The 21,306-nt window shown below is 62.2% G+C and carries 16 protein-coding genes; 14 read left to right on the plus strand and 2 right to left on the minus strand.

The window, feature by feature from the left end; genetic code table 11:
* Positions 1 to 369 precede the first annotated feature (369 nt).
* Positions 370 to 1,290: an ornithine carbamoyltransferase gene (argF, locus tag GEV38_RS21655; RefSeq protein WP_015271565.1), complete on the plus strand. Its 921-nt coding sequence runs from the start codon at positions 370 to 372 to the stop codon at positions 1,288 to 1,290.
* Positions 1,287 to 2,396: an ABC transporter ATP-binding protein gene (locus tag GEV38_RS21660; protein WP_015271566.1), complete on the plus strand. Its 1,110-nt coding sequence runs from the start codon at positions 1,287 to 1,289 to the stop codon at positions 2,394 to 2,396. Before argF ends, GEV38_RS21660 begins: the two co-directional genes overlap by 4 nt.
* A 121-nt stretch (positions 2,397 to 2,517) precedes the next feature.
* On the opposite strand, the gene ybaK is transcribed toward GEV38_RS21660, so the two are convergent.
* Entirely contained in the window at positions 2,518 to 2,988 is a 471-nt protein-coding gene (gene ybaK / locus GEV38_RS21665) for a Cys-tRNA(Pro) deacylase (RefSeq protein ID WP_015271567.1), read from the minus strand.
* Between the two features lie 304 nt (positions 2,989 to 3,292).
* On the opposite strand from ybaK, the gene GEV38_RS21670 reads away from it, so the two are divergent.
* The 12 genes from GEV38_RS21670 to GEV38_RS21725 all read left to right on the plus strand — a co-directional run bounded on the left by GEV38_RS21670 (position 3,293) and on the right by GEV38_RS21725 (position 19,974).
* A complete protein-coding gene (locus GEV38_RS21670; protein WP_015271568.1) occupies positions 3,293 to 4,144 on the plus strand; it encodes an MIP/aquaporin family protein in 852 nt (283 codons plus the stop codon).
* A gap of 51 nt (positions 4,145 to 4,195) precedes the next feature.
* Complete coding sequence (gene glpK / locus GEV38_RS21675; protein WP_015271569.1) at positions 4,196 to 5,695, plus strand: glycerol kinase GlpK; 1,500 nt, start codon at positions 4,196 to 4,198, stop codon at positions 5,693 to 5,695.
* A gap of 276 nt (positions 5,696 to 5,971) precedes the next feature.
* Positions 5,972 to 6,727, plus strand: coding sequence for a DNA-binding transcriptional repressor GlpR (gene glpR, locus GEV38_RS21680; RefSeq protein WP_015271570.1), 756 nt, complete (start codon positions 5,972 to 5,974; stop codon positions 6,725 to 6,727).
* A 252-nt stretch (positions 6,728 to 6,979) separates the two neighbouring features.
* Positions 6,980 to 8,512, plus strand: coding sequence for a glycerol-3-phosphate dehydrogenase (glpD, locus tag GEV38_RS21685; RefSeq protein WP_054573733.1), 1,533 nt, complete (start codon positions 6,980 to 6,982; stop codon positions 8,510 to 8,512).
* A gap of 83 nt (positions 8,513 to 8,595) precedes the next feature.
* Positions 8,596 to 12,780: an NEL-type E3 ubiquitin ligase domain-containing protein gene (locus tag GEV38_RS21690; protein WP_256674055.1), complete on the plus strand. Its 4,185-nt coding sequence runs from the start codon at positions 8,596 to 8,598 to the stop codon at positions 12,778 to 12,780.
* Positions 12,781 to 13,102: 322 nt separating this feature from the next.
* Positions 13,103 to 14,020: a glutamate/aspartate ABC transporter substrate-binding protein gene (locus GEV38_RS21695; protein ID WP_015271573.1), complete on the plus strand. Its 918-nt coding sequence runs from the start codon at positions 13,103 to 13,105 to the stop codon at positions 14,018 to 14,020.
* Positions 14,021 to 14,161: 141 nt separating this feature from the next.
* A complete protein-coding gene (locus GEV38_RS21700) occupies positions 14,162 to 14,908 on the plus strand; it encodes an amino acid ABC transporter permease (protein WP_015271574.1) in 747 nt (248 codons plus the stop codon).
* Entirely contained in the window at positions 14,909 to 15,580 is a 672-nt protein-coding gene (locus GEV38_RS21705; protein WP_013973970.1) for an amino acid ABC transporter permease, read from the plus strand. It abuts the gene before it with no gap.
* Complete coding sequence (locus GEV38_RS21710; RefSeq protein WP_003258023.1) at positions 15,577 to 16,311, plus strand: amino acid ABC transporter ATP-binding protein; 735 nt, start codon at positions 15,577 to 15,579, stop codon at positions 16,309 to 16,311. Before GEV38_RS21705 ends, GEV38_RS21710 begins: the two co-directional genes overlap by 4 nt.
* Before the next feature lie 72 nt (positions 16,312 to 16,383).
* The gene (locus GEV38_RS21715; RefSeq protein ID WP_015271576.1) at positions 16,384 to 18,288 is read left to right on the plus strand and encodes an ATP-binding protein; all 1,905 of its coding nucleotides are present in this window, start codon (positions 16,384 to 16,386) and stop codon (positions 18,286 to 18,288) included.
* Positions 18,285 to 19,613 (plus strand): sigma-54 dependent transcriptional regulator, encoded by a 1,329-nt coding sequence (locus GEV38_RS21720; RefSeq protein ID WP_054573735.1) that lies wholly within the window; start codon positions 18,285 to 18,287, stop codon positions 19,611 to 19,613. The genes GEV38_RS21715 and GEV38_RS21720 overlap by 4 nt, the downstream gene beginning before the upstream one ends.
* 25 nt (positions 19,614 to 19,638) lie before the next feature.
* Entirely contained in the window at positions 19,639 to 19,974 is a 336-nt protein-coding gene (locus GEV38_RS21725) for a GlpM family protein (protein ID WP_015271577.1), read from the plus strand.
* A gap of 168 nt (positions 19,975 to 20,142) precedes the next feature.
* Here GEV38_RS21725 and GEV38_RS21730 read toward each other — a convergent pair whose 3' ends face one another.
* Entirely contained in the window at positions 20,143 to 21,138 is a 996-nt protein-coding gene (locus tag GEV38_RS21730) for an alpha/beta fold hydrolase (RefSeq protein WP_015271578.1), read from the minus strand.
* Between the last annotated feature and the right edge of the window lie 168 nt (positions 21,139 to 21,306).

The raw sequence follows: 21,306 nt of genomic DNA on the forward strand, positions 1-21,306 counted from the left end.
ATGTGTAGAAGGTTGTCGAACATCGACTATGCGCCCAGCCCCCGCCACCGGCCAGCGCACTTCGCGGTGTGAATCCACCGACATCAGGCACACGATTTGCGACAGCCATTTGCCAAATTGCCGGCAAGCCGTGTACAAACCTCTGTAGCAAATAAAAAACAGCACTGCCCGTCGGGTAAAGACACCCTTTGCAACACCCTTTGGTACTGGGCAGCTGTTTCCCCTCTTGGCTTCAGGCGACATTTACTTATAGTATTGCGCCTTTCCCTATTTCGTCCGCCCCCGTGCGGCTTACGCCGCAGGTCACTCCCGTTGTCAAAAAAAACCATACGGTCGACCTGCATACCGTTGCAGATAAGGTAGTCAATCATGAGCGCTAGGCACTTTCTCTCCCTGCTGGACTTCACCACCGACGAATTGCTCGGTGTGATCCGCCGCGGCATCGAGCTGAAGGATCTGCGCAAGCGAGGCGTGCTGTTCGAGCCCCTGAAGAACCGCGTGCTGGGCATGATCTTCGAAAAGTCCTCGACCCGTACCCGCGTGTCATTCGAGGCAGGCATGATCCAGCTCGGCGGCCAGGCCATCTTCCTGTCCCCGCGCGACACCCAGCTGGGCCGTGGCGAGCCGATAAGCGATAGCGCCATCGTGCTGTCGAGCATGCTCGACGTGGTGATGATCCGTACCCACGCCCACAGCACCCTGACCGAATTCGCCGCCAACTCGCGTGTGCCGGTGATCAACGCGCTGTCCGACGAGTCGCACCCGTGCCAGCTGCTGGCCGACATGCAGACCTTCCTCGAACATCGCGGCTCGATCCAGGGCAAGACCGTCGCCTGGATCGGCGATGGCTTCAACATGTGCAACTCGTACATCGAGGCAGCCAGGCAGTTCGACTTCCAGCTGCGCATTGCCTGCCCGGAAGGCTACGAGCCGGACCCACGCTTCATGGCCATTGGTGGTGACCACGTGCAGATCGTGCGTGACCCGAAGGAAGCCGTGCGCGGCGCCCATCTGGTAACCACGGATGTCTGGACTTCCATGGGTCAGGAGGAGGAAACTGCACGGCGCCTGGCGCATTTCGCGCCTTACCAGGTCACCCGCGAGCTGCTCGACCTGGCGGCACCCGACGCCCTGTTCATGCACTGCCTGCCAGCCCACCGTGGTGAGGAAATCAGCCATGACCTGCTCGACGACCCACGTTCGGTCGCCTGGGACCAGGCTGAAAACCGCCTGCATGCACAGAAGGCCCTTCTCGAATTCCTTGTAGAACCGGCTTACCACCACGCATGAGTCAACCCCTACTGCTCAACCTGCGCAACCTCGCCTGCGGCTATGGCGACCAGCGCATCGTTCAGAACCTCAATCTGCACCTGAACGCAGGCGACATCGGTTGCCTGCTGGGTTCATCCGGTTGCGGCAAGACCACCACCCTGCGCGCCATCGCCGGTTTCGAACCGATACACGACGGCGAGATCCAGTTGGCTGGGGAAGTCATTTCCCGGGCCGGGTTCACACTGGCCCCGGAAAAACGCCGCATCGGCATGGTGTTCCAGGATTACGCGCTGTTCCCGCACCTGACCGTGGCGCAGAACGTTGCCTTCGGCATCGCCAAGCACCCCCGCCAGGCCGAGGTCATCGAAGAGATGCTCGAGCTGGTCAAGCTGGGCGGCCTGGGCGGGCGCTACCCGCATGAACTGTCCGGCGGCCAGCAGCAACGGGTCGCCCTGGCCCGTGCACTGGCACCGGAGCCGCAACTGCTGCTGCTCGACGAGCCATTTTCCAACCTCGACGTAGAGCTGCGCCGGCGCTTGAGCCATGAGGTTCGCGACATTCTAAAGAGCCGCGGCACCAGCGCCATCCTGGTGACCCATGACCAGGAAGAAGCCTTTGCCGTCAGCGACCAGGTTGGCGTGTTCAAGGAAGGCCGCCTGGAGCAGTGGGACACGCCCTACAACCTTTACCACGAGCCGCAGACGCCGTTCGTGGCCAGCTTCATTGGCCAGGGGTATTTCATCCGTGGGCAGATGATCAGCCACGAGGCGGTCAATACCGAGCTGGGTGAATTACGCGGCAACCGTGCCTACATCATGGCGCCGGGCAGCTCGGTGGATGTACTGCTGCGCCCTGACGATATCGTCCACGCACCGGGCAGTGCGCTGCAGGCGAACATCGTCGGCAAGAGCTTCCTTGGGGCATCGACCCTGTACCGCCTGCAATTGCCGACCGGCAGCCAGCTCGAGGCGATCTTCCCTAGCCATGACGACCGTCAGGTCGGTGAGGATGTGGGGATTGCGGTCAAGGCCGATCACCTGGTGCTATTCCCGGTGCCGGGCAGCGTGGCGGCGCAGTTGCCGCGGCAGGACAACGGCGTTCGCCGGTACAGCTCGGCGACCTGATTCGAAATTTTGGGGCCGCTCTGCGGCCCATCGCGACACAAGGCCGCTCCTACAAGGGTACGTATTCCCCCTGTAGGAGCGGCCTTGTGCCGCGAAGGGCTGCAAAGCAGCCCCAGAAATCTCAGCCCCGACCAATCCCGGCAAACTTGCCCTGGGTGTACTCAGCCAGCACCACCGCCGCCAACTCCACCTCCAGCCCACGCCGCCCGGCGCTGACATGGATGGTTGCAAAGTTCTGCGCCGAGTCATCGATGAAGGTGCGCAGGCGCTTCTTCTGCCCCAGCGGGCTGATCCCGCCCACCAGGTACCCCGTGGCTCGCTGCGCCGACGCCGGGTCGGCCATCTCGCACTTTTTCACCCCGGCAGCCTGGGCCAGGGCCTTGAGGTCGAGCGTACCCACCACAGGTACCACCGCCACCAGCAATTCACCCTTCTCACTGCTCGCCAGCAAGGTCTTGAACACCTGCTGCGGGTCGAGACCAAGTTTCTCCGCCGCTTCCAGGCCATATGACGCCGATTTGGGGTCATGTTCGTAACTGTGCACACGATGCTCGGCACGGTGTTTCTTCAACAGGTCTAGGGCGGGGGTCATGCGGGGGCTCCGGTCGGGACAGCTCGGCGGCTACTTTAGGACAATTCCCACACCGCAGCCAGCGCACCGCAATTGCGCGGCTCTAGTACGCGGATCCGCACCTGAAATCAGCATCCAGATCGTGACCGACCGTTCACTTTCGACCTTTGACATCAGCGTTTCTTGTCTATATTTTTTCGTTTCTGAATAAAATGGTGCACTTTTAAGGTGCATTTCCCAACATCTGCCCGGGTCAACGGGGATAGACTCCGGGCTTTGCTGTCGAGCGCCACGCGCCTCACAACAAAAAAAAACGAGGTCATACATGACGACTGCTCTACGCCAACCCACGCTTTCCAGCCAATGCCTGGCCGAGTTCCTGGGCACTGCACTGCTCATCTTTTTCGGTACCGGCTGCGTCGCCGCGCTCAAGGTCGCGGGCGCAAGCTTCGGCCTTTGGGAAATCAGTATCATCTGGGGCGTGGGCGTCAGCATGGCGATCTACCTCACCGCCGGTATTTCCGGCGCACACCTGAACCCCGCGGTGAGCATCGCCCTCACACTGTTCGCCGGCTTCGACAAGCGCAAGCTGCCCTTCTACATGCTGGCCCAGGTATGCGGCGCGTTCTGTGGCGCAGCGTTGGTCTACACCCTGTACAGCAACCTGTTCTTCGATTTCGAACAGGCCCACGCCATGTTGCGCGGTAGCGAAGCCAGCCTGGAACTGGCCTCGGTCTTCTCCACCTATCCGCACCCATCGCTGTCCACCGGCCAGGCGTTTCTGGTCGAGGTGATCATCACCGCCATCCTGATGGCCGTGATCATGGCCCTGACCGACGACAACAACGGCCTGCCGCGCGGCGCCATGGCCCCGCTGCTGATCGGCCTGCTGATCGCCGTGATCGGCAGCGCCATGGGCCCGTTGACCGGCTTTGCCATGAACCCGGCCCGCGATTTCGGGCCAAAACTCATGACCTTCCTGGCCGGTTGGGGCGAAATCGCCTTCACTGGCGGTCGGGACATGCCTTATTTCCTGGTTCCGGTGTTCGCACCGATCCTTGGCGCCTGCCTGGGTGCCGCGACCTATCGCGGCCTGATCGCACGCAACCTGCCAATGGCAGCCGCCGTGAACCCTGAGACAAATGACAATCGCCAGGGCGATACTCAAGTCAACTGACGCCGGCATCACGCCCAGCCCTGACCCCCTATTTTCGCAAGGCCTACGACCATGACAGACACCCAGGATAAGAACTACATCATCGCCCTGGACCAGGGCACCACCAGTTCGCGGGCCATTATTTTCGACCGCGACGCCAATGTGGTGGGGACCTCCCAGCGCGAGTTCGCCCAGCACTACCCGCAGGCGGGCTGGGTCGAGCACGACCCGATGGAAATCTTTGCCACGCAGAGCGCGACCATGGTCGAGGCCTTGGCCCAGGCGGGCATCAGCCACGCCCAGGTCGCCGCACTGGGTATCACCAACCAACGTGAAACCACCGTGGTGTGGGACAAGGAAACCGGCCGCCCGGTGTACAATGCCATCGTCTGGCAGTGCCGCCGCAGCACGGAGATCTGCGCCCAGCTCAAGCGCGACGGCCATGAAGACTACATTCGCGAAACCACTGGCCTGGTCACCGACCCATACTTCTCCGGCACCAAGCTGAAGTGGATCCTCGACAATGTCGAGGGTGCCCGCGAACGCGCCGAGCGCGGCGAGCTGCTGTTCGGCACCATCGATACCTGGCTGATCTGGAAGTTCTCCGGCGGCAAGGTGCATGTCACTGATTACACCAACGCCTCGCGCACGCTGATGTTCAACATCCACAGCCTGCAGTGGGACGACAAGCTCCTGGAAATCCTCGGCATCCCACGGCAGATGCTGCCCGAGGTACGCCCTTCCTCCGAGGTCTACGGCCATACCAAGAGCGGTATCGCCATTGCCGGTATCGCCGGTGATCAGCAATCGGCACTGTTCGGCCAGATGTGCGTGGAACCGGGCCAGGCCAAGAACACCTATGGCACCGGCTGCTTCCTGCTGATGAACACCGGTGACCAGGCGGTGAAGTCGTCCCATGGCCTGCTAACCACCATCGCCTGCGGCCCGCGTGGTGAAGTGGCCTATGCGCTGGAGGGTGCAGTGTTCAATGGTGGTTCCACCGTGCAGTGGCTGCGTGACGAACTGAAGATCGTCAACGACGCACTGGATACCGAATACTTCGCCAGCAAGGTCAAGGACAGCAACGGCGTATACCTGGTGCCTGCCTTCACCGGCCTGGGTGCCCCGTACTGGGACCCGTATGCCCGTGGCGCACTGTTCGGCCTGACCCGTGGCGTGAAGGTGGACCACATCATCCGCGCCGCGCTGGAATCGATCGCCTACCAGACTCGCGACGTGCTTGACGCAATGCAGCAGGATTGCGGCCAGCGCCTGTCCGAGCTGCGCGTGGACGGCGGCGCGGTGGCCAACAACTTCCTCATGCAGTTCCAGGCCGACATCCTCGGCACCTGCGTGGAGCGGCCGAAGATGCGCGAAACCACGGCGCTGGGGGCGGCCTACCTGGCAGGCCTGGCCTGTGGCTTCTGGAGCGGCCTGGACGAACTGCGCGACAAGGCGATCATCGAGCGCGAGTTCAGCCCGCAGCTGGATGAAACGCAGAAAGAGAAGCTGTACGCAGGCTGGAAGAAGGCAGTCGACCGTACCCGTGACTGGGAAGATCACGAGGCCTGATCCTACCTGACAGGCGCTACACCACGTGTAGGAGCGGCCTTATGTCGCGAAAGGGCCGCGAAGCGGCCCCAGCAGCATTTGCTATGACGCGAAAATCCTGGGGCCGCTTCACGGCCCTTTCGCGACACAAGGCCGCTCCTACAAAGAAGCGCCAGCGCAGGCCACAAAATCGATGCAGGGCATTTGTCCCCGCCGCCGCCCCGATAGTCTACTGGTCGTAGTCCGCGTCCTACGGCATCATTGCAGCATTTGTCCGGCAGCCCCAAAGGACCGCCCATGAATCTGCCCCCTCGCCAACAACAAATCCTCGAACTGGTGCGCGAACGCGGTTACGTCAGTATCGAAGAAATGGCGCAGCTGTTCGTCGTCACACCGCAAACCATCCGCCGTGATATCAACCAGCTGGCCGAGCTCAATCTGCTACGCCGCTACCACGGGGGCGCGGCCTACGACTCGAGCATCGAGAACACCGCCTACGCCATGCGCGCCGATCAGATGCGCGACGAAAAGCAACGCATCGCCGAAGCCGTGGCACGGCAGATTCCCGACCATGCCTCGCTGTTCATCAACATCGGCACCACCACCGAATCCATCGCCCGGGCACTGCTCAACCACAACCACCTGAAAGTCATCACCAACAACCTGCACGTGGCCGCGATCCTAGCCGCCAAGGACGATTTCGAAGTGCTGGTGGCAGGTGGCACGGTTCGCCGTGATGGCGGCGTCGTCGGCCAGGCCAGTGTCGACTTCATCAACCAGTTCAAGGTCGACTTCGCCCTGGTGGGCATCAGCGGCATCGACGAAGATGGCAGCCTGCTCGATTTCGATTACCAGGAAGTGCGGGTATCCCAGGCAATCATCGCCAATGCCCGACAAGTGATCCTTGCCGCCGACTCCAGCAAGTTCGGGCGCAACGCCATGGTGCGCATGGGCTCGATCAGCCTGGTCGACTGCCTGGTGACCGACCAGGCGCCAACTCCCACCCTCACCCAGCTGCTGAACCAGTACAAGATCCGGCTTGAGGTGGTTTGAGGGCTGACAGGCGCATGCCGCAAGGTTTGTCGCGCCTGTGAGATCGAGCGTCGCCCGCGCCGCGCTCAATCTTACAGGCGCGATACCTTTCAAACCGATCATCCAAAACTTTCGTAAATGTTCATTTCATTGTCATCTGATCAGTTTTTTCTATGAAGACTGACTGGCGACCAGCTTTCTGTTGCGCTAGTATTTTCGAAAACGAACATCAATGTTCATATTCGATGTGAACAGCCCCAGGAGGCCTTGCCCGTGTCCCAGCCCGTTTCGTCCCAGCCCCAAGTCGCCGACTGCTATGACCTCGCCGTGATCGGCGGCGGCATCAATGGCGTGGGCATCGCTGCCGACGCCGCCGGGCGTGGCCTCAAGGTATTCCTCTGCGAAAAGGACGACCTGGCCCAGCACACCTCGTCGGCCAGCAGCAAACTGATCCACGGCGGCCTGCGCTACCTGGAGCACTACGAGTTCCGCCTGGTGCGTGAAGCACTGGCCGAGCGCGAAGTGCTGCTGGCCAAAGCCCCGCACATCGTCAAGCCGATGCGCTTCGTGCTGCCGCACCGCCCGCACTTGCGCCCTGCCTGGATGATTCGCGCTGGCCTGTTCCTCTACGATCACCTGGGCAAGCGCAAGCGCCTGGGTGCTTCGCGCAGCCTGCGCTTCGGCCCGGGATACCCGCTCAAGCCTGCGATCAGCCGTGGTTTCGAATACGCCGACTGCGCGGTGGACGATGCCCGCCTGGTAGTGCTGAATGCGATGGCCGCACGGGAAAAAGGTGCCCATATCCATACCCGCACCCGCTGCCTGCGCGCGGAGCGTGTGGATGGCCTATGGCAAGTGGAGTTGCAGCACGCTGACGGCCGCCTGCAGACCATTCGCGCCCGTGCCCTGGTCAATGCCGCCGGGCCGTGGGTGGCCAGCTTCATCAAGGACGACCTCAAGCTCGATGCCCCCTACGGCATCCGCCTGATCCAGGGCAGCCACATCATTGTGCCGCGCATGTACGAAGGCGAACACGCTTACATCCTGCAGAACGAGGACCAGCGTATCGTCTTCTGCATCCCGTACCTGGAGCGTTTCACGCTGATCGGCACCACCGATCGCGAGTACAGCGGCGACCCCGCCAAAGTCGCGATCACCGAGCAGGAAACCGATTATCTGCTCAAGGTGGTCAACGCTCACTTCAACCACCAGATCAGCCGCAGCGACATCGTGCACACCTATTCCGGCGTGCGCCCACTGTGCAACGACGAATCGGACAATCCGTCCGCGGTCACCCGCGACTACACCCTGGCGCTGTCCGCCAGTGAAGGGCAGGCGCCGTTGCTGTCGGTATTCGGTGGCAAGCTGACCACCTACCGCAAACTGGCCGAATCGGCGATGGCCGAGCTCAAGCCGCACTTCCCACAGATGCGCGGCAGCTGGACCGCTGGCGCGCCGCTACCAGGTGGTGAGCAAATGACCACGGTGCAGGCTCTGGTAGATGCGGTGCTGGCGCGCTGTGGCTGGTTGCCGGTCGATATCGCCAGGCGCTGGGTGCTGACCTATGGCAGCCGTGTATGGCAGCTGCTGGAGGGCGTGCAAGGGCCGGAAGACCTGGGCCAGGCAATTGGTGGTGGGTTGTTCGCTCGAGAGGTGGACTACCTCGGCAGCAACGAATGGGCCTGCAGCGCTGAAGACATTCTCTGGCGCCGCACCAAGCTGGGCCTGTTCACCAGCGCGGGCGAACAACAGGTGCTTGCAGACTACCTGCAACGAGAGCAGCAGGCGCGCACCCAGGCAGCGTGACTCCCTGGCCCGCCCATACGCGCCAGGCGCAAGCGGGCCATTCGGCGCAGCAGTAACTACCGCCAAACCACATTATCGGCGTGATGCTCTGGGGTCTTTCAAACCCCGGAGAACATCACGTGCGACCCACCGAATACAACCCGTCCTATTCAGTCGACGCCCTGATCGCCCAGCAACTGCCTGACTGGTTGACCAGCGCCGACACAACGCACCTGCAAGCCTACGGCAAGGCCTTGGGTGCACAACAACAGGCAGCGGACAGGCTTCGCCATCTGCTCGAAAGAATCCCTCGCCTCGAAGACTTCGCCCTGCCCCTGCTCGAACGCGCGCTGCGTGAGCAGAGACTGGGGCATATCGACGCGCGACGGGGTCACGTGGTCGTGAGCGAAGAGTTCCAACTACCTTCGGCCGCAGAGCATTTCTACAAGCCGACTGTAATCCATAGCACACGACAAACCCTGCTGGCTGCCGCCCTGCATAACTTCGAAGCACACGAAGCTGAACCGTGGCTGTTGCGTAAAGCGCATCTGGAAAACGAGAAAGGCGAAAAGCTGGCCATGACCTTCGAGCAATTCGTTCGCCTGTGCCGCTCGCTGGATCTGGGCGGCAAGTATCAGGTGCTGCTCAAGACAGTGCTCGAACCCAAGGCTGGGCGTGGCCAGCCGGGCGATCAGGCGCGCACGACAATAAGGCACCTGTTTGAAACCGGCGTACGAACGCGCATGCAAGCAGCGGTTTACGAGGCCAGGTTCAAGCGGCAACTGGATGAGCGGGATCTGCTTCGGCTGCGGTCGATGCTGGAAACCCCTGCGCTCACACCCTATGGCAAAGGCACGCTGACACCTCGCCAACTCTATCTGCTCGGCAAGTGCGTGACGGGGGTCATCACTCTCGAATGGCGCCCTGCCTTGGCTGCCGACATCGACGAGATCATCGTCTGGATACCCGATGCCCCCGGGCAAAGCCTGTGCTTTTACGACAGTTGGAACGATGTGTACAGCGACCTGGCCACTCGCCTCAAACAGCAGCCATTCCGCAGGTTTTTCAAGCGTTTCATCAAGGCGCGGGACACAAGCGCTTTCGACAAGGAACTTGCACAACGGCTGGTAGCGTCGCCTGGAGCAAAGAAACTGCAGCTCGACGGGCGAAACCTGCCCATAGAGGGGGATGTGTTCGCACATGTACGAGCGCTTTTGCTCGGACGAATGTTCGATGATGCAGCCTACCTGGCTGTGCCCACGGACGTCGAAGACCGCCTGAGCAGACATCAGCGCTTGCAGGGCATGCTCAGCGCCGGGTTGGACCTGCTGGGGCTGGCAGCTCTGGTCGTACCGGTATTGGGAGACCTGCTGCTGGTCGTCAGCGCGGCGCAATTGCTCGATGAAGTCTACGAAGGCTACCAGGACTGGCAGCTAGGTGATCGCCAAGGTGCACTGGAGCACTTGTTCAACGTAGCCCAGGGCCTGGCGACCACAGGCCTGACTGCAGGTGCGCTGCATACGCTGCGACGAATACCTTTTGTCGACAGGCTTGCGCCAACGGTGTTGCCCGGCCGCGGCGTAAGGCTGACCAGAAACCTCCGCTACCTGCCTGCCGAGGAAAATGTCTCGGTATTATTGGAAGGCCTGCAAGGGGAGCACTTTGCCGACACGTTGTCAGACCATGGCCGGATGCTTCTGCAGGTCACAGGCCTGTCCGTGGACCAGCTGCGCCGACTTTGCCTGGAGAACGCTCCACCACCCGCGCGGCTGCTAGACATCCACGACCGGATCAAGTTGCACCAGCAGGATCCGACCCTGAAAGGGCTGGCCTTCGAACAAAAACTTCAGGCATGGCAAACACCGCTATCCATCGACCAGGCCAAGCTGATCGGCGCCTTCCGGGGGCTGTCGCCAAGGGGCGCCCAGGAAGTCATCGACCATTGCAGTAGCGCCCAGATAGAACAGTTGCATGCTTCCGGGCGGATACCACTGAGCATGGCGCAACATGCACGATGGTATGAACATGCCAGCCGTATTGACCGAGCTTGTCTCGGCTTGCGCCTACAGAACCTGACCAACACCGATAGCGAAATACTGGCGCTACGCCTCATCGAGCGGGAAGCCCCGTGGCCAGACTCAGTACGGGTCGAATTACGCCACGGCGGCCCGGAGGGATTACAGATATTCGCCAGCCAGAGCGAGACCGCGCAGAAGGTGCGCACCATTGTCAAAAATGAGCAAGGCTACGCCCTGGATGGCGAAGAAACCCAGGGCAAGTCCTTGCTGGCAGCGCTCCTGCGGTGCCTGGACGACGAGCAGAAAAACCGGTTGGGGAACCGCAACCTGCAGCTCAGGGAACTGCGCGACAAACTGGCCATGGCAGCCGAACAGGATCGCGACTCCACGGCTAGCCTGCTCGACCTGCCCGGCATCCGCGCAACTATCAGGCCGCCCCGGCGTTTCGCCGACGGCAGGCTGGCCTATACACTCAGCGGCGGTGGTGAAAGCAGCCAAAGCGCTATTCGCCGAGGGATCCATCAAATATTCCCCACACTCTCCGAACTGCAACTGGACGCTTACCTCGAAGCAGTCCGCCAGCGCGGGGAGAGCTTGTGGGACCATTACCAGGCGCTGCAACGCCAGCTTGCCGACCTGCGCGAAACACTTCGGGTCTGGCAGGCCGGTTGGCAATCTCCGATCGACGCCATTCGCAGACGCCGGGTAGCCGATACCCTTCGCCGCAGTTGGCGGCGCAAACTGGTGGACGGCAACGACCAATATGAACTGACCATAGACGGCGAGCACATCGATGCCTTGCCAGACCTGCCGGAGGGTGTGGAATACCGACACGTGCGCCGGCTGACGTTACGCAACATGCGCCTGCAGCAGATCGATGCGCGCTTCCTAAGGCTGTTCCCCAACGTCGTGGACCTGGACCTGAGCGGCAACCGGCTGACATTGGTTCCCGAGGGCATCGAGGGCCTCAGCCAGCTACGGCGCTTGAACCTGAGCAACAACCTGATTGCGATGGACGCAGCAGGTGGCAGCCGCCTGGCTCAGTTGCAGCGGCTGGATACCCTGATACTCAATTACAACCCCCTCAACGGCATGCCCGACCTCTCGGCCTTGCCACATGTGCGGGACCTGCGCCTGCGAGCAACGGGCCAGGCGGATATTGGCCTGGTCCACCAGAACGTAGCGCTACGCGCCCATATCGACTTGCGCGACAACAGAATCAGCGAGTTGCAGCGCGAGATGCGCGGCTTGCGCCTGCGCCTGCAAAGGCTGAACCTGCATGACAATCCGTTGAGCGAAGGCAGCATCGAGTATCTGGACGAAGCACAGGGTGCCAGCGAAACAGGCGCCCGAGGCAGCGCGTCGTATGCCCACGAGCCAATAGATGAAGAAACCCGTGCAACCTGGGTAGCGTCCAGAAACGAGCTCCTCCGTGCAGAACGGGAGGCAGCCTGGGACCGCCTGAGCGAGGAGCCGGGCTCTGGAGGCCTGTTCAGATTCCTGGCCGACTTTGCCCAGAGCGAAGACTTCGAGGCCCATCCGCGGCATTATCGACGCCGTCTCTGGCACATCCTCGAAGCCTGCGAAAACAATGAAGCGTTACGCGAGCAGTTGTTTCGCGAGGCCGACGGGCCGCGTACCTGCGAGGACCGCCTGTTGCTGCTGCTCAACCAGATGGAAGTGGGCGTGCTGGCCTTTCAGGGCATCGAAGGGGTGCCAGCGGAAATGAGAGAGAGCCACCTGCTGTATCTGGGCGGCCAGCTGCACCGCCTGGACCTGCTTGACGATATTGCCAACCGGCACATCCAGGCCCTGCGCGAAGCAGGACGCAGAGTAGATGAAATCGAAGTTCGGCTTTTCTATCGCCTGCGGCTGACGGGGCCACTTGACTTGCCAGCACCACCGGATGAGATGCACTTCGCATCATTCGCCCACGTGACAACGCGGGATCTGAACGCAGCAGAAATAGAAGTACTGCAAAGCTACAGCACCTTGTCGATGCTGGACGCGCTTGCAGGCCGCCCTTACTGGCAGAACTACCTGCGAGAAACCTATGCTGACCGTTTCGAGGCGACCGCAAGGCCTTATTACGAGCGAATGGAAGCGCTCGAGGCACGGGCCGTGGCCGGCCAGGAAGCGGGCTATGAAGACCAGGCCAGGGTTTTGATGCGCGAACTTGCCGCCGAGGAGTCAGTGCTGATACGCACCCTCACTACCGAGGCCTGGGCGCGCTGGAACCAGACGCCGAAAGAGCGGCTCATGCCCCACTGACCAGGCTGGCAGCACTGCGATCAGGCGCTGCATGGCAGCGGTCCTGATCGCTCGTGCATTGCGATGCAGGGCTGGCAAATCCGTTCGGATTTCCGAACGATTAACCGCCATTCATTCGGTATGGCGAATGAAACTTACCGTCACACGATGAAAGCAAAAGGTTGATTCCCAATGAATTCGAGGCGTTATGATCAATGCCAGAGCTTGGCACGACTCATGCTCTACACTTGGTAGCCGAATGCAATCGTTTATTTCTGTATTCGTTGAACGAAGAGTCCGCCAACGGCTCCATAAAAAAAACAAACACGTCGAGGAAAATTTGATGCGCATCGTTCGTCAATTGCTGGGCGCCGCCATCGCGGCCGCCGTGATCGCTTCGCCGGCCATGGCCGAAGAACTGACCGGCACCCTGAAGAAGATCAAGGAGTCGGGCACCATCACCCTGGGCCACCGCGACTCCTCCATCCCGTTTTCCTACCTGGCCGGCAAGCCCGAGCCCGTGGGCTACTCGCATGACATCCAGCTGGCTGTCGTCGACGCCCTGAAGAAGCAGCTGGGCACGGACATCAAGGTCCGCTACAACCTCGTCACCTCCCAGACCCGCATCCCGCTGGTGCAGAACGGCACCGTAGACCTCGAGTGCGGCTCCACCACCAACAACGTCGAGCGCCAGCAGCAAGTCGGCTTCTCGGTCGGTATCTTCGAAGTCGGTACCCGCCTGCTGACCAAGGTCAAGGACGGTCAGCCGGCATACAAGGACTTCCCGGACCTGGCCGGCAAGAACGTGGTAACCACCGCAGGTACCACCTCCGAGCGCATCCTCAAGGCGATGAACGCCGACAAGCAGATGAAGATGAACGTGATTTCCGCCAAGGACCACGGTGAAGCCTTCAACATGCTCGAAAGCGGCCGCGCCGTGGCCTTCATGATGGACGACGCCCTGCTCGCCGGCGAAATGGCCAAGGCTCGCAAACCGTCGGACTGGGTCATCACCGGTACCCCGCAGTCCTACGAGATCTACGGCTGCATGGTGCGCAAGGATGACGCGGCCTTCAAGAAAGCGGTCGATGACGCCATCGTCGGCTACTTCAAGTCGGGCGAAGTCAACAAGAGCTACGACAAATGGTTCCAACAGCCAATCCCGCCGAAGGGTCTGAACCTGCAATTCCCGATGAGCGACGAGCTGAAGAAACTGATCGCCGAGCCGACCGACAAGGCTGCGGACGAGAAAAAGTCCTGACCACCAGCCCATGGCCTGTTGCGCTGCAAAGCGCGAATTAAACCTGCAGGCCACCCGTTAGTGTCTAACCTTTCATCCGAGGGCTTATGCCCTCGGATGTTGGAAGGTGCCCGTGAAACAACCGTCTGAGGGGAAATCCCGATGAATTACAACTGGGACTGGGGCGTGTTCTTCAAGTCCACCGGCGTGGGCAGCGAAACCTATCTGGACTGGTACGTCACCGGCCTGGGCTGGACCATCGCCATCGCCATCTCCGCCTGGGTCATCGCCTTGCTGCTGGGCTCGGTCCTCGGTGTCATGCGCACCGTGCCGAACCGTTTGGTATCGGGTATCGCCACCGCCTATGTGGAGCTGTTCCGCAACGTACCGCTGCTGGTGCAGCTGTTCATCTGGTACTTCCTGGTGCCAGACCTGTTGCCAGAAGGCCTGCAGGAATGGTTCAAGCAGGACCTCAACCCGACCACCTCGGCGCTGATCAGCGTGGTCATCTGCCTGGGCCTGTTCACTGCCGCCCGCGTGTGCGAGCAGGTGCGTACCGGCATCCAGGCGCTGCCCCGCGGCCAGGAAGCCGCCGCCCGCGCCATGGGCTTCAGCCTGTCGCAGATCTACACCAACGTGCTGCTGCCACAAGCCTACCGGATCATCATTCCGCCGCTCACCTCGGAATTCCTGAACGTGTTCAAGAACTCGTCGGTGGCGTCGCTGATCGGCCTGATGGAACTGCTGGCACAAACCAAGCAGACCGCTGAGTTCTCGGCGAACCTGTTCGAGGCCTTCACTTTGGCCACGCTGATCTACTTCACCCTGAACATGGGCCTGATGCTGCTGATGCGCATGGTCGAGAAGAAAGTCTCGGTGCCCGGCCTGATTTCCGTAGGGGGCAAATAAATGGACATGGATTTCAGCGAAATCATCCCGGCCCTGCCTGCCCTTTGGGAAGGCATGGTCATGACCCTGCAGTTGATGATAATGGGCGTGGTTGGCGGCATTGTACTAGGGACCATCCTGGCCCTGATGCGCCTGTCGTCGAGCAAGCTGCTGTCGAACGTGGCCGGCGCCTACGTCAACTACTTCCGCTCGATCCCGCTGCTGCTGGTAATCACCTGGTTCTACCTGGCGGTACCATTCGTGCTGCGCTGGATTACCGGCGAGGACACCCCGGTAGGTGCCTTCACCTCCTGCGTGGTGGCATTCATGATGTTCGAGGCCGCGTACTTCTGCGAAATCGTCCGCGCCGGCGTGCAGTCGATCTCCAAAGGCCAGATGGGCGCCGCCCAGGCCCTGGGCATGACCTACGGCCAGACCATGCGCCTTATCATCCTGCCCCAGGCCTTCCGCAAGATGACGCCGCTGCTTTTGCAGCAGAGCATCATCCTGTTCCAGGACACCTCGCTGGTCTACACCGTGGGCCTGGTGGACTTCCTCAACTCGGCACGCTCCAACGGCGACATCATCGGGCGCTCCCATGAGTTCCTGATCTTCGCCGGTGTCGTGTACTTCCTCATCAGCTTCTCCGCTTCGTGGCTGGTCAAGCGCCTGCAAAAAAGGATCGCCGTATGATTTCCATCAAGAACGTAAACAAGTGGTACGGGGACTTCCAGGTACTGACCGACTGCAGCACCGAGGTCAAGAAGGGTGAAGTGGTGGTGGTCTGCGGCCCGTCGGGCTCGGGCAAGTCCACCCTGATCAAGTGCGTCAACGCCCTGGAGCCGTTCCAGAAAGGTGACATCGTGGTCGACGGCACCTCGATCGCCGACCCCAAGACCAACCTGCCCAAGCTGCGTTCGCGCGTTGGCATGGTGTTCCAGCACTTCGAGCTGTTCCCGCACCTGTCCATCACCGAGAACCTGACCATCGCCCAGCGCAAGGTGCTTGGCCGCAGCGAAGCAGAAGCGACCAAGAAGGGCCTGGCCCTGCTCGACCGCGTCGGCCTCGGTGCCCACGCCAAGAAGCACCCCGGCCAGCTGTCCGGCGGCCAGCAGCAGCGCGTAGCCATCGCCCGCGCTCTGTCGATGGACCCGATCGTCATGCTGTTCGACGAACCGACCTCGGCCCTGGACCCGGAAATGGTCAACGAAGTACTGGACGTGATGGTCGAGCTGGCCCACGAAGGCATGACCATGATGTGCGTGACCCACGAAATGGGCTTCGCCCGCAAGGTGGCCAACCGCGTGATCTTCATGGACAAGGGCAACATCATCGAGGATTGCCAGAAGGAAGACTTCTTCGGCAACCCGAGTGCCCGCCACGAACGTACCCAGCACTTCCTCAGCAAGATCCTGCAACACTGATTTTGCTTCACTGAAGCGGTCGGCGCCGCTGCCCTTCGGGCAGCAGGCGCTGGTCGTGACAAGGCCACTGTGATGAAATGCGATCCTTCGCTTCTTCTCCCTGCCAAGCCTGCCGTGAAATCCCGCCTGCTCCGCCAATTGCTGTTACCGCCACTGATCATCCTGCTGATGGTCGGCCTGGGAATGGCTGGCTACCTGATCAGCGAGAGCAGCGGCATCCGCACCCTCAGCGAAAACGGCGAGCGCCAGCTGGAGCTGCACGCGCGCACGGTCGAGAGCGAAATCAGCAAGTACACCTACCTGCCGAGCCTGCTGGAGCTGGAAGACAGCGTCTCGCATCTGCTCACCGACCCTGACGGCGGCTCGCGGCAGACCGTCAACGAATACCTCGAAGGCCTGAACCGGCGCAGCCGCAGCCGGGCCATCTTCGTCCTCGACACCAACGGCCGTGTCCAGGCTACCAGCAACTGGCGCGATGCCGACTCGTTCCTCGGCGAGGACCTGTCGTTCCGGGCCTACTTCCAGACTGCCGTGCGCGGCGAACCCGGGCGTTTCTACGGTATCGGCAGTACAACCGGCGAGGCCGGCTATTACCTGGCCCACGGCCTGGAGGAGCATGGCAAGATCATTGGCGTGGCGGTGATCAAAGTGCGCCTGGACACCCTCGAGGAGCGCTGGCAGCGTGCCCGCCTGGAGGCGTTCGTCAGCGACGAGAACGGCATCATCATCCTCTCCAGCGACCCTGCCCGGCGCCTGAAGTCGGTACGCCCGCTGACCCCGCAGATCAAGGAGCGCCTGGCTCGCAGCCTGCAGTACTACTGGTGGCCGCTGAACGAACTGCAGCCCCTGGCACGGGAGACCCTGGCCGATGGTGTGGAAAAGCTGACCTTCCCGGCCAACAGCGAAACCGCACAGGGCAAGGCCCGCGAAATGGCCTACCTGGCCCAGACCCGGCGCCTGGTCGACACGCCCTGGCATTTCACCCTGCTGACCCCACTGCAGGACCTGCGCCGCGAATCCATGGTACAGGGCATCCTGGTGGGCGTGGCCTTCGCCTTGCTGGCGATCCTCGGCATCGCCTGGAACGAACGGCGCAAGGTCATCGCCACCCGCCTGGCAGCCCGCGAGGCCCTGCAGGAAGCCAACAGCCAGCTGGAACGACGGATTACCGAACGCACGGCCGACCTGCGTGCCAGCAACGAACGCCTGAAGGGCCAGATTCGCGAGCGCCGGCATGCCGAGCAGACCCTGCGCCACGCCCAGGACGAACTGGTACAGGCCGGCAAGCTGGCCGCCATCGGGCAGATGTCCACCAGCATTGCCCACGAACTGAACCAACCGCTGGCCGCGCTGCGTACGTTGTCCGGCAACACCGTGCGCTTCCTCGAACGCGGGGCGCTGGAAACCGCCAGCACCAACCTGCGTACCATGAACGACCTGATCGACCGCATGGGCCGAATCACCGCCAGCCTGCGCTCGTTCGCCCGACGCAGCGACGACAGTGGCCAGGCTTCGCTGGCCAAGGCGGTGGACGCTACCTTGCAGGTGCTGGCCAACCGCATCAGCGCCTGCCACCTGCAGTTGCACAATCAGTTCGAGGACCAGCAGCTTGCCATCGACCAGACCCGCCTGGAGCAGATCCTGGTCAACCTGATCGGCAACGCCCTGGATGCCATGGCCGCCCAACCGCTGCCGCAACTGTGGCTGGAGGGCGAGCTGCAGGGCGACAAGTACCGTTTGCAGGTGCGCGACAATGGCCACGGCATCGACGCCGAGGCGCGCAAGCACCTGTTCGAACCTTTCTTCACCACCAAGCCGGGCGAACACGGCCTGGGCCTGGGTCTGACCCTGTCGGCGAGCCTTGCCGCCGCCGCCAAGGGCAGCCTCAACGTCGAGCATCCCGCCAGCGGCGGTACGGCCTTCGTCCTGGCCCTGCCCCTGGTCTCACCCCCTAGCGAATCGGCAGAGCACCCATGAACCAAGCGCCTCTTACCGTCCTGATCGTCGAAGACGACCCGCATGTGCTGCTCGGCTGCCAACAGGCGCTGGCCCTGGAAGACATCGCCTGTGAAGGTGTGGGCAGCGCCGAGCAGGCGCTGGAGCGCATCGGCGACGACTTCGCCGGCATCGTCGTCAGCGATATACGCCTGCCGGGCATCGATGGCCTGGAGCTGCTCAACCGCCTCAAGGCCCGCGACCGCAGCCTGCCGGTGGTACTGATCACCGGCCACGGCGATATCGACATGGCGGTGGGCGCCATGCGCAATGGCGCCTACGACTTCATGGAAAAACCCTTCTCCCCGGAGCGCCTGGTCGACGTGGTGCGCCGCGCCCTCGAACAACGCGGGCTGTCGCGCGAAGTGGTGGCCCTGCGCCGCCAGTTGGCCGAGCAAAACAGCCTGGAGGGGCGCATCATTGGCCGTTCGCCGGCCATGGAGCATCTGCGCGAGCTGATCGCCAACGTCGCCGATACCTCGGCCAACGTGCTGATCGAAGGCGAAACCGGTACCGGCAAGGAACTGGTCGCCCGCTGCCTGCACGACTTCAGCCGTCGTCAGGGCCAGCCGTTCGTGGCACTTAACTGTGGCGGCTTGCCGGAAAACCTGTTCGAAAGCGAGATTTTCGGCCACGAGGCCAACGCCTTCACCGGTGCCGGCAAACGCCGCATCGGCAAGATCGAACACGCCAACGGCGGCACGCTGTTCCTCGACGAAGTGGAGAGCATGCCGATCAACCTGCAGATCAAGCTGTTGCGCGTGCTGCAGGAGCGCACCCTGGAGCGGCTGGGCTCGAACCAGAGCATTCCGGTGGACTGCCGGGTGATCGCCGCCACCAAGTCTGACCTGGATGCCATGGGCCAAAGTGGCCAGTTCCGCAGCGACCTGTATTACCGGCTGAACGTGGTGACACTGGAGCTGCCGCCGCTACGCGAGCGCCGCGAAGATATCCTGCAGCTGTTCGAACACTTCCTGCAGCAGTCGGCCCTGCGCTTCGACCGTGAAACACCTGCGCTGGACAGCCAGACCCTGTCGCGCCTGATGACCCACGACTGGCCGGGCAACGTGCGTGAGCTGCGCAACGTCGCCGAACGCTATGCCCTCGGCCTGCCTGCGTTCAAGAAAGGCCCCAGCGGTGGTGCCAGCCAAGGCTTGGGCTTTGCCGAGGCGGTGGAAGCGTTCGAGCGCAACCTGCTCAGCGATGCCCTGCAACGTACTGGTGGCAACCTGAGCCAGGCCAGCCAGGAGCTGGGCATGGCCAAGACCACGTTGTTCGACAAAGTGAAGAAATACGGCCTCGGCTGACCTCAACCCAACCTGGAAAGACAACGTGGACCTGGTATTCAAAGCTGCCTTGGGTGCTGGTGTGGTGCTGCTGCTGGCGGTGCTGTCGAAGACACGCAATTACTACATCGCCGGGCTGGTGCCGCTGTTCCCCACCTTCGCCCTGATTGCCCACTACATTGTCGGCAAGGGGCGCAGCATTGCCGACCTGAAGACCACCATCCTGTTCGGCATGTGGTCGATCATTCCGTACTTTGTGTACCTGGCGACCTTGTATGTACTGGTCGACCGCATGCGCCTTGAGGCATCGCTGGCGCTGGCCACGGTGGCCTGGCTGATGGCTGCGACCGTGCTGGTGACCCTGTGGGTGCGGATGCACTGAGGCAGTCGGCTGACGCGGTCCGTGTAGGAGCGGCCTTGTGTCGCGATGGGGCGCGTAGCGGCCCCCGATTTCAGCTTCGCAACGAATATTGCCGGGGCCGCTTTGCGGCCCTTTCGCGACACAAGGCCGCTCCTACAGGGGATAGCATCAGCCTGGAAGCATGGAAATTCAGAGCCCTGCGATATGCGTGACATCCTGCCGATGTGCCTGCAGGTAGGGCAACACCGCCCCCAGCAGCGGCGCCTTGAACGGCTCCTGGAAGCGGTGCGCCAACCCCGGTATCAAACGCAGCTGGCTGCCCCGGATATGTGCTGCCAGGTGCACGCCATGCATCACCGGCAGCAACGGGTCGGCCGTGCCATGCACTACCAGGGTCGGCACCCGCAACTGGTTAAGCAACTCGACCCTGCTCGGCTCGGCCAGTATCGCCATGATCTGGCGCTTGGCCCCTTCAGGGTTGAACGCCCGGTCGTAGGCCACGGCCGCTTGCTGCAGCAAGGCCGCACGGTCGTCACGCACCTCGGGGCTACCCAGCGCCGCCAGCAGATCAGCCTGCTGCTCAATGGCCACTTCGCGGTTCGGCGCGCTGCGCCGGGCCAGCAACTGCACCAGCGCCGGATCCGGCGCCGGCAACCCCGCCGCCCCTGAACTGGACATGACCAGCGTCAGGCTGCGCACGCGCTCGGGCGCCATGGCAGCCAGGTGCTGGGCAATCATGCCGCCCATGCTCACCCCCAGCACATGAAACTGGCGCACGCCCAACGCATCCATCAAGCGCAGGCCATCGTCCGCCATGTCGGTCAGCGTATAGGGCGCAGCCACCGACAGGCCCAGCTTGTAGCGCAGCAGTTCGACCGTCAGGTTGGCCGTCGGTGGCAACTGGTTCCAGCGTGACAGGCCGACATCGCGGTTGTCATAGCGGATCACCCGAAAGCCCTGGCGGCACAACGCTTCGACCACGTCGTCCGGCCAGTGGATCAGCTGCCCTCCAAGGCCCATCACCAGCAGCAAGGCCGGGTCGCGTGGCGCACCGACGCTCTGGTAGACAAGGCTGACCGCGCCCAGCTCGGCACGCTGCACCGGCACGTGGGCGTCACAACGCTGTTCAGCGAAACTTGCAGGTACGCCGAATACAAAGAAAAGAAAAAGCCAAAAAGCCCGCATGAAAGAAACACCAGAATGCAGATCCCCAGTAGAGCGCGAGTCTGATGAATTCTGTTCGGGCGCGCTGCCACAGTTCAGTGACAGTTTGATGACTCCCGCCAGGCGGTGCGGCGGTACGCCCAGTCGACAGGCGCGGCAACATGAGGGAAACTCAACTCATTCCCTGTT

The sequence above is a fragment of the Pseudomonas sp. 13159349 genome, from assembly GCF_013305685.1.
Taxonomy (GTDB): Bacteria; Pseudomonadota; Gammaproteobacteria; order Pseudomonadales; family Pseudomonadaceae; genus Aquipseudomonas; species Aquipseudomonas asiatica.